Raw genomic sequence first — 14,117 nt, forward strand, 5'->3', positions numbered from 1 at the left:
CACCGGGCCGATCCCGTCTCCTAGAGGAAACGGACATTTCGGAAGTTGCCGGTGCACAGATCGGCCCGGCACACAGGTGAGGACTGCGGACGAAGCATGACTCAGGCCCGGAACCATGGCGGCGACCATTGCCCGACGCGGCTGTTCAGCTACCGAGTGGCAGGCCCCCTCCTGCCCGTCCTGATCGTTTTCGTCATCGTGCTCGCCGACCTCGTCGGCGGGGCGGGGATGATCTGGCTGCCCCTGCTGGCGGCCGGACCCGCGCTGGCAGCCACCACCAACGGGCCGCGCGGTGTCCTCTGCGTCGGCCTCCTCGCCGCCGCCCTCGGCGCGGCGTTCGGCACCCGGGACGGCGCTCCCAGCCGTGAGCTGGCGGCCGTACTGGCCGCCCTGATCGCCGTCACCCTGGCGAGTGCCCTGGCCGGAGCGCTGCGCACGCGCCGGGAACGGGTCCTGGCGGACGTCCGGTCGGTCGCCGAGGCCGCCCAGCACGCGCTGCTCAGGCCGGTACCGGCCACGGTCGGGCCGTTCGAGGTGGCCGTCCGCTACAGCGCCGCGGCCGCGGAGGCCCGGATCGGCGGGGACCTCTACGCGCTGATACCCACCCCGTACGGCGTGCGGCTGATCGTCGGCGATGTGCGCGGCAAGGGACTGCCGGCCGTGGGCACCGCCGCGCTCGTGCTCGGCGTCTTTCGCGAGGCCGCCTACGACGAACCCGATCTCCTCGCCGTCGTCGACCGGATCGAGCGGAGCCTCGCGCGCAATCTCGGCGCCGACGACTTCGTCACCGCCGTGGTCGCCGGACACCCGCGGCCCGGCCAGCTGGAAGTGGTGAACTGCGGACACGCACCCCCGCTGCTCATCGACGCGTCCGGCAACGTCACGGCGGTGGAGGCCACACATCCGGCCCCGCCCCTCGGCCTGCGCGCCCTGACCGAGCAGACACCCAGCCTCCAGGTGCTGCCCTTCGCCGACGGAGACCAACTGCTGCTCTACACGGACGGGGTCATCGAGGCCCGCGACCACGACCGGGAGTTCTACCCCCTCGTCGAGGGCCTGGACCGCCACCTCTCCGACGACCCGGCGCGCACCCTCGGCGCGATCCACGACGAACTGCTGGCGCATGTCGGCGGCCGACTGCACGACGACGCGGCGCTGCTGCTGATCCGCAAGCCGGCCGTCGCCGCCCCTGCGGTTCCCCAACAGGCGCTGTCCGGAGGGCTGTTGGGGGACCAGGCTGTGTGACCGCTGTGGCGGATGTTGCATAGTGTGCCCATGACACGCATGCGGAAGATCGCCGCCGCGCTGTTGGCCTCCTCGGCCGCGCTGCTCGCGATACCCCCCACCGCCTCGGCCACCTCCGTCCCGCAGGGAACACAGAACACGCAGGCAACATACGGAGCGCACGCAACACAGGGAACACTCGTCAGGGAGAGCTTCGACCGCCTCCCGCTGGGTCCGGTCACCGCGGGCCGTGGCTGGACCACGGACACCGCCAACGGTTCACTGACCGTCGAACCCAGTGCCACCGGCCACGGCCGCGAACTGCGACTCCATACCGAAGGCAACGGCCGCGCCTTCCTCGTCCTGACCGACCTCGCGCCCGCCGGCAACAGCTTCTGGGCCCGGCTGCGGCTGCGGGTGGACCGGTTCCCCACGGCCCCCGACTGGGCGCACTGGACCATCGCCGAGGCCTCCGGCTCCGACACCCCCACCCTGGTACGCCCGTTGGGCGGCCAGTACGTTCCCACCTCGCGGGCCAACTTCTGGGGCGTCGGCTCCGATCTCGGTCCCACCGGTGACTGGACCGCCTGGAAGACCACCGCCCCCGCCACCGCCGGCACCTGGAGCTGCGTCGAATTCCACCTCGACGCGACCGACAACCGCGTCACCGTCTACCAGGACGGCGTGGAGCGCTCCGACCTGACGGTGTCCACGAAGGACCACGGCGGCACGGCGGACGACTTCGTCTTCCCGCGCTTCGACAAGCTGAAGCTGGGCTGGCAGCTGTACCAGGCGAATCCCACTCCCTCCTCGTACGACGTCCGCATGGACGACGTGGCGCTGAGCACCCGGCGCGTGGGCGGGTGCGCCTCATGACGCGGGGTCTGTCGCGCCGGGCGCTGCTGGGCGGGACGGTCGGCGGACTCGCCCTGGCGTCCGCCCTGACCGGCCCGGCCGCCGCGGCCGGGCGGCGGCGCGAGACCGTCGGGCGGGAGCCGTACGTCCCCCTGACGGTGGGTGCCGGAGGAGGTCCGGCCGGGACGGACCGGGTCCATGTGCTCAAGATCGGCCCCGACACCGCGCGCACCGTGCTGGTGATGGTCCCGGGCATGTTCGGGGCCGCCGGGGACTTCCGGCTGGTGGCCCGGGACCTCGTCGCGGCCGTGCCCGGAGTGCAGGTGTGGGCCTTCGACCGGCGTGAGGAGAACCTCGCCGACCGCTCCGGGTTCGCCACCGCGGACCCGGTCGGGTACTACCTGGACGGCCACTACCGCTCGCAGGACCCCACCGCCTCCGCCTACGTCGCGGGGTGGGGCCTGGCCCGCACCCTGGAGGACCTGGACGCGGTCGTACGGACCGCCGCCCACGGCGGCCGCCGCCGGGTCGTGCTCGGCGGCCACTCCTGGGGCGCCACCACCGCGATGACCTACGCGGCCTGGGACTTCGACGGCCGCCCCGGACACCGGGACCTCTCCGCCCTCGTCCTGGTCGACGGCGGGGTGCGCGGGGCGTTCGACGGAACGGGCCAGCCGGTGCGCAACTCGCCCCAGGAGGTGCGCGAGCGGCTCGCGGCCATCGACGGCGGAGCCGTCTTCGACATGACCTTGAGCGCCGTCGGAGTGGGCTCCCGGGCGGAGAGCACACAGATCTGGTACCAGCTCGCGGGCTGGTACGCGCACCTCGACCCGGCCGGCCGCTCGGTCCTGCAGCCCCGGCTGCCCGACGCCCTGCGGCCGTCGTACCCGGTCACCAACGCCGGCCTGCTGGGCACCCTGGTGGACGCCGGAATCGGCTGGCCGAACGACATCAGCGTGCACTCGGGGCACCTCGCCGACACCGGCGAGGTACGCGGTTGGGTCGACACCGGCATCACCCCCATCAGCCGTGTCGCGGCGGCCTACGCGGGCGGCCCGGAGCCCGCCGTGTGGGAGTGGTACTGGCCGTCCCGCCTGTCGGTGGACCTCGACGTCGCCGATCCCTACGCGGACACCGACCTGGCCCGCTCGCTCGGTCTGCGGCTCGCGCACACCGAGGCCCTGGACACCCCGCTGTACGCCTTCCAGACGAGCTACGCCAAGGGGACCATCGTCTCGGCCGCCCGTGAGGTCGTCGCCAACTCCCGTATTCCTTATGGCAGTTACGCGACGGACGACGGGATGAACCACCTCGACCCGCTGTTCGCGGACACCCCGCACAACACCCTGACCCGCACCCTCGCACCGTTCCTCGCCGCACTGCGCTGACGAGCGACGACACACACATCGGCGGGGCATCGCAGCGCGGATGCCCCGCCGATGACCGGTACCGGTCCGGCTGCTCGCCCGAGGGGGCGGTCGGCGTCAGGACAGGAAGCTCCCGTAGGGGCCGTTGAGGATCTGGTTCTTCTGGCTCTGGTTGAAGTGGGTGTTGGGGTAGTCGTAGAAGGACGCGGACATCGGTGTGCCGTCGGTCGAGGACGAGTCCGGCAGGCCGAAGGCGTGGCCGAGTTCGTGCACCATTCCGCCGTACCAGCGGTTCATCGACTGTCCGCTGGTGCCTGCGGCGCCGTCGGCGTCGTGCCCGCTCAGGACGACCCATCCGGGGCTGGCGCCCCCGCCCGCGCCTTCTCCCTCGGCGCTGATCTCGCCGACGTTGAGCCAACGGCTGTCGGGGTTGTTCAGGCCGAACTTTCTGGCGAGTTCGTTCTGCATGTTCGTGACGGCCCACCAGTAACGGTCACCGCCGTTGGGCGTGTTCTCGTACCAGCTCCGTGGCTGGTCACCGTTGACGACCTCGACCACGGGGTTGTTCAGCGTGAAGGTCTTGCCGAGCTCCTGCCTGTAGTAGCGCTGTGCTTCCCGCATCACGTTGACGATGCCGTCGGGGTACCGCTGGTCGAACGGAACGTCGGAGGGCTTCAGCCAGTACACCCGGACGGTCTTTGTCGGGGGCGTGGTCGGGCCGCCGCCGCTGCCGGTGAAGTCGGGCAGCCGCCATGTCCGCGACGTCGCGTTGCTGCAGGGCAACTGGACGAGGCCGGTGTCGCCGGCCGAGGAGTCGCCCGACGGGGCGACGCATTTGCCGGAGTGCACCGCCTGCACGTTGAAGACGTTGTTCGTTCCGTTGACCGTCACGGGTATGAGACGGAACTTCTGGTTGGTTCCGGTGCCGCAGGTCCGCTGCACGATCGTGGCGTTGTCGGCGCTGGACGCTCCGTTGACGTCCACGCATTTTCCGCCGGTCGAAGTGCCGATGCCGTATTGGTCGGTGGTCCCACCGACCGGGGTGAAGGTGAAGGTCTGGTTGGCCTCGCCGTGGCAGGCCCATTGGATGAGCTGGATGCCGTCGGCGGTGGAACTGCCTGGCAGGTCCAGGCAGTTGCCGCCGTTCTGGTTGACCGCGGTGGAGGTGAACGCCGTCGCGGCGTGGACGGGCGGCGCGATCGCGACGGTGCCCATGACCGAACCGATCATCACAGTGAGCAGAACCGCCCAGAGGGACAGGAACCGAGATCGTCTCATCCGACTATTCCCCTGACGGTGAGGTCAGTGTGACGCCGAGGGCCACCGGGGTGCCGAAGTTCGGCGTGCCGTCGGCGTTCCAGGTGAACTTCTGCGCCCTGGTCGTACGGTTCATGTCGCAGCCACCGCCCGCGGAGTCGTTGGCGTGGTAGACCATCCAGTCCTCGGTCCCGTCGGGCGACTTGAAGAACCCGTTGTGGCCGGGACCGTAGACGCCGTTCGCGTTGGAGCGCTGGAAGACCGGGTTCGGCGACTTGACCCAGGAGGAGGAGCTGAGCGGGTCACCGCCGTTGTAGGTGAGCATGCCGAGCTTGTAGTCGGGCGTGGAGCAGTGGCTGGCGGAGTAGACGATGAACGTCTTTCCGTTCCGCTGGAGCACCTCGCCGCCCTCGTTGACCGCGCCGCCCACGGTCTCCCAGCTGTACGTCGGCGTGGACAGCACCCGGCGGGTGCCGCTCGCCGTCCACGGGTTCGACAGAGGTCGGATGAACATCGGCTGCGAGCCGTTGTAGAAGGTGCCCAACAGGTAGAGCTGACCGTTGAGTTGGAGGATGCTCGGGTCCAGCTCCCAGGTGTTGTCCTGCGTCGGGTCGAGCAGGTCGGCCTTGAAGCTGTAGGGACCCATCGGGTCGAGTCCGGCGCTCTCCAGCACGTGGATCCGCTGGGTGCCCAGGTCGTACGGCTCCCGCCCGGCCGTGTAGTAGAAGTACCAGCGCTTCCCGTTGGGGCCGTCGAGCAGGTGGAACTCAGGCGCCCACATCGTGCCGGCGCCGTTGGGCCGGGTGAGGTTGAAGATCACCTGGTCGGTGGCCGTGGCGAGCCCCGCCAGGGTGCTCGCCTTGCGCATGGTGACCGTCGAGTTCCAGGTGGTCGTGGCCAGGTAGTAGTAGCCGTCGTAGTACGTGAGCCACGGGTCGGGACCATGCTGGGAGAGCGGGTTGGCGTACGTGTGCGGGCTCGTTCCGCCGCCGGTGAAGGCGGGCAGCCGCCACACCCTGCCGTTCGCGGTGGCGCACGGCAGTTGCACCAGGTTGGTGTTGGACGCCGAGGACCCGCCGCTCGGCGAGACGCACTTGCCCGAGCTCACGGAGACCAGGTTGAACGTCTTGTCCGTTCCGCCGACGGACACCGCGACGAGTCGCCACTGCTGGTTCGTACCGCCGTGGCAGGGCCACTGGATGATCGCCGCGTCGTCCGCCGTGGACGCGCCGTAGACGTCCACGCACTGGCCGGACTGGGTGGTGATCGTGTACGTGTCACTCGTCCCCGAGACCAGGGTGTAGCCGAAGTTCTGGTTGCTGCCGGAGGAGCAGGTGAAGGCCCGCAGCTGAGCACCGTTGGTTGTCGAACTGCCCGGCAGGTCGAGGCAGTTGCCGCCGTTCTGGTTCACGCCGGTCGAGGTGAACGCGACGGCGGCGGACGCGGGCGGCGCCACGAGGAAGGCGACCGCCATGGTGAGCAGGGCGATGAGTGCGGACAGGCATCTGGAACGGGTCACGGTCCGTACACCTTTGCTTCGAGGAGGCCGACGGAGTTGGTGCCGTTGCCGGTGAGCAGCACCCGCAGCCGGGTGGTGCTCGTGGCGGTGAAGGTGACGGTGTTGTACTGGTTCTTGACCAGCGGATAGCCGCTCGCGCCGGGCACGTCGACATAGGCGCCGCCGTTCCAGTACTGCAGCTTCCAGGAAGCCGGCATGTCGATGCCCTGGTCGTCGTCGAAGAAGTACACCTCGGCCTTGTTGAGGGTCTTCGCCGCGGGCCAGGTCAGCTCGGCCCACTGCTGTCCGGTCTCCGGCCAGGTCCCCCAGCGCGGGTTCACCGTGTCGTTGGACGACGGCGGGTCGATCCCGTCGTTGACGGCGGCCACGCTCTCCCAGGAGGAGGTGTACGACGCCGAAGCCGTCGCCGACGTCGCCAGGTTGGCCGATGGCTGGGGTGGCTGGACCCCGCCCCGGTTGAACACCTTGACCTCGGTGAGGCCCGTCTTCGCGCCGGAGGCGTTGATGGCCAGGACCCGTACCCGCTGGGCGCTGACCGCGGGGAACTGCACCAGGTTGTAGTTGGCGCGCGGTGCGGCGGGACTCTTGGTCTGGCCGGGGACGTTCACCCAGGAACTGCCGTCGTAGTACTGGATGGTGTACGCGGAGGGCGCCCGGTAGGTCGTACTCGCCGGACGGCTGTCCTTGAAGTACAGCCGCACCTCGTTCAGCGTGCGGGCGGTGCCGAAGTTCAGCTCGTACCAGTCCTGGCTGTTGGCGGACCCGCCCGCACCCCAGAACGGCTCGTTGGTGGGGTATCCGTCGACCGCGCCGGCGGTGGTGCTGCCGGATCCGGTGTACGACGCGGTCGTCGTCGACCCGGCGGCCAGGTTGGTGGGGTCGCCGGTCAGGTCGACGCCGGCCTTGGCGAGCATGTCGACCATCCGGGGGCTGTTCTGCACGACCTGGTTGGGGGCCTGGAGGCCGGCGACGGCCGAGTGGTGGGTGACCGTGCCGCTCGTGGTCACGTCCCCGGTCGCCGGGTCCCAGGTGAACGGCACCAGCGAGCTGACGGTCGCGGCCCGGTTGCCGTTGACGTAGATCGAGTAGCCCTCCGGGACACCCGGGTAGCGCACCACTCCGTCGGCCGGGTCGTCCCAGACGATGGTCAGGTCGGCGTTGCGGTAGCGCAGGTTGTTGACGGTGAAGTGGTCCCAGCCGATGTCGATCGGGGAGAGTTCGACCTTCGCGTCGTTGCGGGGCCGCAGACCGGCGACGTCCTCGACCACCGTCCAGTTGCTGCTGCCCAGGATGTTGTGGTGGATCCAGGACCGGTAGTCGATGCCGGTGCCGTTCCAGTCGGCCCAGAACTCGTTGGCGTCGGGCCACTGGGTGTTGCCGCCGACGTACTGCGCCCAGGTGTTCCAGTACAGCAGCTTCTTGTAGTCGGTCGCGGTCATCCAGGAGTTGGGGTAGTTGCGCAGCACCGAGGAGTAGAGCCGGAACTGGACGGTGGAGTTGATGGTGGAGAAGTTGTTGGAGCCCGGGTTCCCGGCGTCGGCCGCGGCCTTCTTGTCGGCCTGGTTGGCCGTGTAGAAGGGGAAGACGGGGTACTGGGCCGGGTCGTCGAACAGACGCAGCGCCTGCTTGTACGTCGCGGTGTCGGGGACGGCCCCGACCGAGAACGGGTAGTAGTTGTTGATCTCCTTCCAGGGCACCCACTCGTTGGTCGACTTCAGCCGGTGCTCGAACAGCTGCCGGTTGGGGTTCCACAGCACGTTGACGATGGCGTCCTTGATCTGTGTCGCGAGCGTGCGCATCTCGGTCGCCTTGGCCGTGTTGCCGGTCGCCTCGTAGGCCTGGGCTGCGGCGAGCGCGCCGCTGTACTGGTAGGCGGACTCGGCGCGGTCCATGTTGCCCGGCTTCCAGTGGAAGGAGACCGCGTCGGCGTCGTTGCCCGTCAGAGCGCCCCAGTCGTACTCGATGAGCTTGTTGTTGTCGTGGTCGTAGTAGGCGAGCTGGCCCTTGACGTCACCCTCGGCATAGTGGGCGAGGTTGCCCGCGATGGCCGGCTGACCGCCGTGGATCTGGTAGCTCCGCCAGGCCGCCTCGGCGATGTACTGGGTGTAGCTGTTCGACCAGTTCTCCGGGTCACCGGGGTTGTCGAGGAACCGGCCGCCCTTGGAGACCTGGCCCACGCTCAGCCAGTCGCCGTAGGCATAGGCCGGGTTGCGCAGGTACTTGAGGTCGTCGATGTGCATCGGCTGGGTGAGCGCGATCGCGTTGTTGTAGCCGAGGACGCCCTCGGTCGACGTCGGGAACTGGAAGGTCTGCCCGGGGATGTCGGCGTCGAGGTTGTTGAAGCGCATCAGCCACCAGCGGTAGTAGATGTTCTTCTTGATCGCGCCCTCGGGTACGTCGATGTACGGCACGTTCTGCGCCCACCACAGGTTGTACGCCCTGACGTGGGTGGCGAAGGCGGTGGCGTTGGAGTAACCCGCGTAGGCGTTGTACTCGGTGAGCGACTCGGGGATCTCGTCGGTGACGAAGCCCATCACCACCTTGGCGGTGACCGTCGCTCCGGCCGCTATCGTGACGGACCGGTTGAGCCCGCCGTCGGACACGGCGAAACCGTCGCCGGTGAGCCTCGGCCGGATGGTGGTGAGGTTGTTGTAGGCGTTCACCTGCCCGGTCAGCTCGCTGCCGGTGCCCGAGGTGGCGTACGGCGAGGTCGCCCGCAACTGCAGGGTGGTGGACGCGCTGCCGTTGTTCTTGATCGACAGGTTGGTCACCGCCACGTTGTTCTCGGTGATGAACTTGGTCTGCGTGACCGCGACGGAGCCGTTCGTGTGCACGCTCTTCCAGTAACTGGGCGCCTGCCACCGTTGGGAGACCTGTTCGGTGTAGGTGCCCGGGGTGATCGCGAGGGTGTAGGCGTTGTTGTCGTTGATGCTTTCCCAGTAGGCGACATGACCGCCGAAGCCGAGGACCGAGGGGTCGTGGGTCTTCATGAACAGCGCGCGCCCACGGCTCATCAGCCAGGGCCCGGCGGGGTCGTCGCCGGAGCGGGCCAGCAGACGGTCCATCCAGAAATCGGTTCCCGAACTCTCCGCGTCGTAGATGCTCCGCATCATGTCGCCCGGTGTGTAGGCGACGGGCGGGGCCGGGATCGCGGGTCCGCCGAAGGTGGGGAACCCGATGGTCTGCGCGGCGGCGGCCGGGTTCACGGAACAGACGGAACAGAGGATGAGCACGAGGGCGACGAGGAGGCGCTTCATGAGGTGCTCCCTCTCGGGTTGAGGGCAAGCGGGCAGCGGGCAGCAGGCAGCGGACGATGTCATGTGCCTGACATATGTGCGGGGAAACTCACCTAAAAGGTTTTCGCAACGTAGGAGCGAGCTGATGAGGTGTCAAGAGAGAGCGCGAGAGAGCACCGAGGCCCGAGTTCGCCGACGGTGACGTTCAGGACGACGCGGCTCAGGACAGCGGCGCCGTCGACCCCCGGATGATCACGCGGCAGCGCACGGTCTCGATCCCCGAGCGCCGTACCCCGCCGATCGCGGTGAACAGGGCGTGGGCCGCCGCCCGTCCGACCTGTTCCAGGTTCATGTCGACGCTGGTGAGCGGCGGGCGCGAGGCGGTGGTCAGGACCTGCCAGTTGTCGAAGCCCATGACCGCCACGTCCTCCGGCACCCGGTGCCCGCGCTCGCGCAGGACTTCCATGGCCCCCCGGGCGATCTGGTCGCTGCCGCACAGCACGGCGTCGACTTCCCGATGCCGGTCGAGCAGCAGCGCGGTGGCCGCCCGCCCCCAGCCCTCCGACCAGGCCCCGAACCGCGGCTCGCCGACCAGGGCCAGCCCGGCGTCGGCGAGCGCGGCCCGGGCGCCCTCGGCCCGCTCCCGTGCCGCGAGGTATCCCGGGTCGCCGGTGATGTGCGCGATCCGGGTGCGGCCGCAGGCCAGCAGGTGCTCCACCGCGATCCGGCCGGCGTCGACGCTGTCGGGGACGATGGACAGATCCGCCGGATCGTCCGACGGCGCGTACGCGTAGACCACGGGGACGGGCAGCTCACGGCCCAGCGACGGGCGCGGGTCGGTCCGGCTGCCGACCACGATGAGACCGTCCACGCGGCGCCCGAGCAGCGCGCGCACATGGTGCTGCTCGCGGATCGCGTCCCCGCGCGCGTCGCACAGGAAGACGGCGACCTCGCCCGCCCCGAAGGCGTCCTCGGCGCCCATGAGGATCGGGATGCTGAACCGGCCCTCCAGGTCGCTGGTGAGCAGACCGACGGTGCCCGACCGTCCGACGAGCAGACCGCGGGCCAGCTGGTTCGGCCGGAAGGCCAGCCGCTCGGCCGCCTCGATCACCCGCTGCCGGGTCTCGGCCCGCACCTGACTGCGGCCGTTGAGGGCTTTGGACGCGGTGGCGATGGACACGCCGGCCAGCCGGGCGACGTCGCTGAGTGTGGCGGGATGCGAACGAGAGGGGCCGACGGCCGGTGTCATGGATGTTCTCCTGTCTCGCGTCGCGTGCGTAAACCGTACGCGAGAAGTTTCGGCCGGGGTGCGTCCAGGACGTTTTCACAGGTTTCGGCGAAGCTCGTGCTGCAGCTCGTACAGCCGTTCTCTGCAAGGGGATTGACGGGTCGTGAGCCGAGTCCTAGCTTTCAGAAAGCCTTTTCGGTTCCTTTTCGTCGCAGAACCCACACTCAGGGGGACGTCATGGGGAGCACGACCGGACCACGTAGACCCATCCGCCGGCTCGCCACCGGCGTCGTCGCGCTCCTCGCCGCCGCGAGCCTGGTCACGGCCTGCGGGTCGGGGGACGGCGGCTCGGACGGCGGGGGAGAAGGCAAGGCCGCGGAGGCCAAGGGCGTCGACGACGGCGCCACGCTGACGATGTGGACCCGCGCCGCGACCCGGCCGCAGAGCGAGGCACTGGTCAAGGCCTACAACGCGAACCACAAGAACAAGATCGAACTGACCGTCATCCCGACCGACGACTACCAGGCCAAGGTCGGCGCGGCCGCCGGCTCCCGCGACCTCCCCGACCTCTTCGCCTCCGACGTGGTGTTCGTGCCGAACTACACCACCAGCAGGCTCTTCGCCGACCTCACCGAGCGCGTCGACGCACTGCCCTTCGCCGACAAGCTGGCCCAGTCGCACATCAAGGCAGGCACGTACGAGGGCAAGAAGTACGTCGTCCCGCACACGCTCGACCTGTCGGTGCTCTTCTACAACAAGGAGCTCTACCGGCGGGCGAAGCTCGACCCCGCGAAGCCGCCCACCACCCTGGCCGAGTGGGACCGTCAGGCGCGGGCCGTGGACGCGCTGGGCGGCGGCGTCGACGGCACCTTCTTCGGCGGCAACTGCGGTGGCTGCGGCGTCTTCACCTGGTGGCCGTCCATCTGGGCCGGGGGAGCGGACGTGCTGAACGCGGAGGGCACCGAGGCGAAGCTCGACTCGGCCACCGCGAAGAAGGTCTACAGCACCTACCGGGGGTGGGTGAAGGACGACATCGTGGCCCCCGGCGCCCGCGACGAGACCGGCACCACCTGGACCGGCGTCTTCCCGAAGGGGAAGGTCGGCGTCATGCCCATGCCGTCGACCACCCTGGGCCTGATGCCCAAGAACCTGGACCTCGGCGTCGCGCCCATCCCCGGCCCCGACGGCGGGAAGTCCACCTTCGTCGGCGGCGACGCCATCGGCATCTCCGCCACCAGCAAGAAGGCCGACCAGGCCTGGAACTTCCTCGCATGGTCCCTGGGCGACGACGCACAGGTGAACGTGGTCGCCGCCCACAAGGACGTCGTGGCGCGCACCGACCTCGCGTCCAACAAGTACTCCGCGGCGGACCCGCGCCTGGTCACGATCAATCAGCTCGTGGCGGACGGCCGCACCCCGTACGCGCTGAAGTTCGGCCAGACCTTCAACGACCCCAACGGCCCCTGGCTGTCCCTGATGCGCGACGCCGTGTTCGGCGACGGAACGTCCGTCGAGAAGGACAACAAGGCCGTCACCGCCTCGCTGGCCGACTGAACGGCACGGCACCGGACGCACCGGACCCCGGCACGACCCCTCCCACGTCACCCGGCAGAGGAGAGCCATGCAGGTGAAGGCGCCCGACCGAGCGACCGCCGAGCACCGGCCCCCGGCGGCACGTCCGGCCCGCCGACCCCGAACAGCCGCGCCCCTGTGGCGCTCCCGCAAGGTCCAGGGCCTCGGGTACGCCGCTCCCACGGCCCTGTTCGTCGCCGTCTTCTTCCTGCTGCCCCTCCTCCTCGTCGGGCAGATGTCGCTCAGCGACTGGCCGCTGCTCGCGGGCGACCAGGGCGCCAACGCCCCCGAGAACTACACCGACGTCACCGACAGCCCCCTGTTCTGGCCCGCCGTCCGCTTCACGCTCCTCTACACCGTGACCGTCACCGTCGTCCTGCTGGGTCTGGCCCTCCTTCTCGCGCTGCTCGTGCAGGAGTCCCGCCCCGGCGCCGGCTTCTTCCGTACGGTCTACTTCCTGCCCGGCGCCCTGGGCCTGGCCTCGGCATCCCTGCTCTTCTGGGGCCTGTACAGCCCCACCACCGGCCCGCTCAGCCGCACCCTGGAGAAACTCGGCCTCGTCGACGACCCGGTGTCCTTCCTCGGCACGCCGACCTCCGCCCTGCTGTCGACGGTGTTCCTCGTCGTGTGGAAGTTCGCCGGTTTCTACATGCTGATCCTGCTCGTCGGCCTCCAGCGCATCCCCCACGAGGTGTACGAGGCGGCCCGGATGGACGGCGCGAACCGCGGCCAGATCTTCCGGTCCATCACCCTCCCGCTGTTGCGTCCGTCCCTCGCCCTGTCCCTCCTCCTCTGCGTGACCGGATCACTGCTCGCCTTCGACCAGTTCTTCGTCCTCACCAAGGGCGGACCCGACAACAGCACCGTCACCGTCGTGCAGTTGATCTACCGCGAGGCCTTCCAGCGGCTGAACCTCGGCACCGCGGCAGCCCTGTCGATCGTCGTGCTGGCCGCACTGCTCCTGCTGAACGTCCTGCAGTTCCGTGGCCTGCGCCGCGCCGACGAGTCATGACCCGCTCGCGAAAGGAGACACCGGTGCTCACCCGCGCCCTCGGCCGGACGCCCCACTACGTCGTCGCCGGCGGACTGGCCGTCATCTTCCTCTTCCCCCTGCTGTGGAACGCCTGGGCCTCGGTCAGCGCCCAGCCCGGCACGGCGCAGGAGTCCGGCCACGGCCTCGGCAACTACCGCACGCTGCTCGACTACGACGCCGGCCTGTGGCGCTACCTCGGCAACAGCACCGTCGTCTCCGCGCTCACCGTCGCACTGACCCTCGGAGTCTCCCTGCTCGGCGGCTACGCCTTCGCCCGCTTCGACTTCCCGGGCAAGAACCTGCTGTTCCTGCTGACGCTGGCCATCCTCATGGTCCCGTACGCCACCCTCCTCATCCCGCTCTACGTGCTGCTCGGCAGGCTTCATCTGCAGAACTCGCTGTTCGGGCTGAGCCTGGTGCTGGCCATGTTCCAACTGCCGTTCGCCACCTTCATGATGCGGATCTCCTTCGAGGCGGTCCCGCGCGAGCTGGAGGAGTCGGCGCTCGTCGACGGCTGCGGCACGGCGGGCGCCCTGCGCCGGGTGCTCCTTCCGGCGGTGCGGCCGGGGCTGATCACCGTGGGGCTCTTCGCCTTCCTCGCCGCATGGAACGACTTCATCGCGCCGCTGATCCTCATCTCGGACAGCGAGAAGGCACCCCTGCCGCTGGCCGTCGCGAACCTGCGCCAGCAGAGCATGGGCGCCGTCGACTACGGCGCCACCGAGGCCGGGGTGGTGGTCCTCGCCGTACCCTGCCTGCTCCTCTTCCTGCTCCTGCAACGGCACTACGTGCGGGGCTTCATGTCGGGCGCGCTCAAGGGCTGACG

10 protein-coding genes are annotated in these 14,117 nt (G+C 69.5%); 6 read left to right on the plus strand and 4 right to left on the minus strand.

The window, feature by feature from the left end; genetic code table 11:
- The first annotated feature begins 96 nt into the window (after window positions 1–96).
- From OG289_RS46745 to OG289_RS46755, 3 genes are read left to right on the plus strand one after another with little or no spacing between them, the layout of a single operon-like run.
- Complete coding sequence (locus tag OG289_RS46745) at window positions 97–1,245, plus strand: PP2C family protein-serine/threonine phosphatase (protein WP_327320099.1); 1,149 nt, start codon at window positions 97–99, stop codon at window positions 1,243–1,245.
- A gap of 30 nt (window positions 1,246–1,275) precedes the next feature.
- Window positions 1,276–2,100: a hypothetical protein gene (locus OG289_RS46750; RefSeq protein ID WP_327320100.1), complete on the plus strand. Its 825-nt coding sequence runs from the start codon at window positions 1,276–1,278 to the stop codon at window positions 2,098–2,100.
- The gene (locus OG289_RS46755; protein ID WP_327320101.1) at window positions 2,097–3,467 is read left to right on the plus strand and encodes an alpha/beta hydrolase; all 1,371 of its coding nucleotides are present in this window, start codon (window positions 2,097–2,099) and stop codon (window positions 3,465–3,467) included. The genes OG289_RS46750 and OG289_RS46755 overlap by 4 nt, the downstream gene beginning before the upstream one ends.
- A gap of 96 nt (window positions 3,468–3,563) precedes the next feature.
- Here the strand turns inward: OG289_RS46755 and OG289_RS46760 are convergent, their stop codons facing one another.
- The 4 genes from OG289_RS46760 to OG289_RS46775 form a co-directional block, all read right to left on the minus strand.
- On the minus strand, window positions 3,564–4,724 hold the full coding sequence (locus tag OG289_RS46760; protein WP_327320102.1) for an RICIN domain-containing protein: 1,161 nt from the start codon (window positions 4,722–4,724) through the stop codon (window positions 3,564–3,566).
- A 4-nt stretch (window positions 4,725–4,728) separates the two neighbouring features.
- Window positions 4,729–6,222 carry a family 43 glycosylhydrolase gene (locus OG289_RS46765; RefSeq protein ID WP_327320103.1) on the minus strand — a complete coding sequence of 498 codons (1,494 nt, stop codon included), beginning with the start codon at window positions 6,220–6,222 and terminating at the stop codon, window positions 4,729–4,731.
- Window positions 6,219–9,479, minus strand: coding sequence for a discoidin domain-containing protein (locus OG289_RS46770; RefSeq protein ID WP_327320104.1), 3,261 nt, complete (start codon window positions 9,477–9,479; stop codon window positions 6,219–6,221). The genes OG289_RS46765 and OG289_RS46770 overlap by 4 nt, the downstream gene beginning before the upstream one ends.
- A gap of 199 nt (window positions 9,480–9,678) precedes the next feature.
- Entirely contained in the window at window positions 9,679–10,707 is a 1,029-nt protein-coding gene (locus OG289_RS46775; RefSeq protein WP_327320105.1) for a LacI family DNA-binding transcriptional regulator, read from the minus strand.
- Between the two features lie 216 nt (window positions 10,708–10,923).
- Here OG289_RS46775 and OG289_RS46780 point away from each other — a divergent pair, with 216 nt between their 5' ends.
- The 3 genes from OG289_RS46780 (at window position 10,924) to OG289_RS46790 (ending at window position 14,115) form a co-directional block, all read left to right on the plus strand.
- The gene (locus tag OG289_RS46780) at window positions 10,924–12,240 is read left to right on the plus strand and encodes an ABC transporter substrate-binding protein (protein ID WP_327320106.1); all 1,317 of its coding nucleotides are present in this window, start codon (window positions 10,924–10,926) and stop codon (window positions 12,238–12,240) included.
- Window positions 12,241–12,307: 67 nt separating this feature from the next.
- A complete protein-coding gene (locus OG289_RS46785; RefSeq protein WP_327320107.1) occupies window positions 12,308–13,270 on the plus strand; it encodes a carbohydrate ABC transporter permease in 963 nt (320 codons plus the stop codon).
- A gap of 23 nt (window positions 13,271–13,293) precedes the next feature.
- Window positions 13,294–14,115, plus strand: a complete 822-nt coding sequence (locus tag OG289_RS46790) for a carbohydrate ABC transporter permease (RefSeq protein ID WP_327321013.1) — start codon at window positions 13,294–13,296, stop codon at window positions 14,113–14,115.
- Window positions 14,116–14,117 lie beyond the last annotated feature (2 nt).

It is taken from the genome of Streptomyces sp. NBC_01235, assembly GCF_035989285.1.
GTDB lineage: Bacteria > Actinomycetota > Actinomycetes > Streptomycetales > Streptomycetaceae > Streptomyces.